Raw genomic sequence first — 1,805 nt, 5'->3', positions numbered from 1 at the left:
TACGTTCAGATAAAACGGAGATTGCAAGACAGGATAGTTAACTAACCAACCATCTTTAAATCCCACTACGTTCAGATAAAACTTAGCAAATGTTCCCTGGAAGCGGTATAGCAATCCGCTTTAAATCCCACTACGTTCAGATAAAACGATAAGTTTGATAGTACAGACCGGGCCAGAGAAGGCATCTTTAAATCCCACTACGTTCAGATAAAACTCGAGCTTTAAGCCAGGCGATAAGGTGCGGATACTGCTTTAAATCCCACTACGTTCAGATAAAACGAGGGGGAGGCGGATGTGAATAAAGAGGAGCAGCTTACTTTAAATCCCACTACGTTCAGATAAAACCGGGCAGGGCAGCTCTATTACTTTACGTTGTTTTACTTTAAATCCCACTACGTTCAGATAAAACTAAAAAGCCCGTCTAATATGGACGAGCTTTTTTGTCTTTAAATCCCACTACGTTCAGATAAAACGTCCTCCTCTTTTGCTCGTCGTCGCTATCCCGCATAACTTTAAATCCCACTACGTTCAGATAAAACATGTATTTGCACTATTTGCCCAGGTCGCCAGGGTAACTTTAAATCCCACTACGTTCAGATAAAACTAGAAATTGAAAATTTGAATAATGCTGGTTGTAACAACTTTAAATCCCACTACGTTCAGATAAAACAATACCTAAAGAGGCCAATAAATCTTTTTGTTCTTTCTTTAAATCCCACTACGTTCAGATAAAACGAGATTCGAGGTCCTCTGCCATTGTAATTACGTCCATCTTTAAATCCCACTACGTTCAGATAAAACGTATATCTTTACGCAAGGTTTCCAGCGTGGCCACTATCTTTAAATCCCACTACGTTCAGATAAAACAACAAACGCAACTTATGTAACAATAATACATTTATACTTTAAATCCCACTACGTTCAGATAAAACGTTAAGCATACTCAGGTTAATTTTGGTCGTTGCTGTCTTTAAATCCCACTACGTTCAGATAAAACAACAATTCATCCGATTTTCATTCAGTTTTATGCCGGCTTTAAATCCCACTACGTTCAGATAAAACTAAAATGTGTTAACCCGACAACGACATTATTACCCCTTTAAATCCCACTACGTTCAGATAAAACTCGGGCAATTTGTCCCCATCAGCCACCAATATAACATCTTTAAATCCCACTACGTTCAGATAAAACACAACTACCAATCATAACAACTGAATCCTGCCTAACTTTAAATCCCACTACGTTCAGATAAAACTATCAATATGGTCACTTTAAGATGGGTTCCCAAGCCACTTTAAATCCCACTACGTTCAGATAAAACTTATTCGCTGTCACCTTTGGGCAGTTTTTCTTTATCTCTTTAAATCCCACTACGTTCAGATAAAACGGTGCTGAGGACGGAAAGGCGGGTTGGGTGATGGTCTTTAAATCCCACTACGTTCAGATAAAACTCTCATGTCGCAACACATTAACCCGCTGGTGATACTCCTTTAAATCCCACTACGTTCAGATAAAACGATTAACAAATCCACCCAATTTGCCCTGTTGTAAATCTTTAAATCCCACTACGTTCAGATAAAACTTATACCAATCATCAACATTCCAAGATTCACATTCATCTTTAAATCCCACTACGTTCAGATAAAACCCTTCTGAGCCTTTGAGCCATTAACCAAGTTGTTAACTTTAAATCCCACTACGTTCAGATAAAACGGGGAAATTGAATCATACATAAACGATCTAATATACTTTAAATCCCACTACGTTCAGATAAAACGATGTTATAAATCATGAAAGCATATCA

General features: G+C 38.0%; 1 CRISPR repeat array.

The annotated features are described in order from the left end of the window. Positions 1 to 53 precede the first annotated feature (53 nt). Positions 54 to 1,778: direct repeats of the CRISPR family, unit length 29 nt; unit sequence CTTTAAATCCCACTACGTTCAGATAAAAC. Positions 1,779 to 1,805: the final 27 nt, after the last annotated feature.

Source organism: Sporotomaculum syntrophicum (assembly GCF_009932395.1).
Lineage (GTDB): Bacteria > Bacillota > Desulfotomaculia > Desulfotomaculales > Desulfallaceae > Sporotomaculum > Sporotomaculum syntrophicum.
Note: the sequence above shows the minus strand (reverse complement) of the source record. Positions and strands in the feature narration are given on the sequence as shown.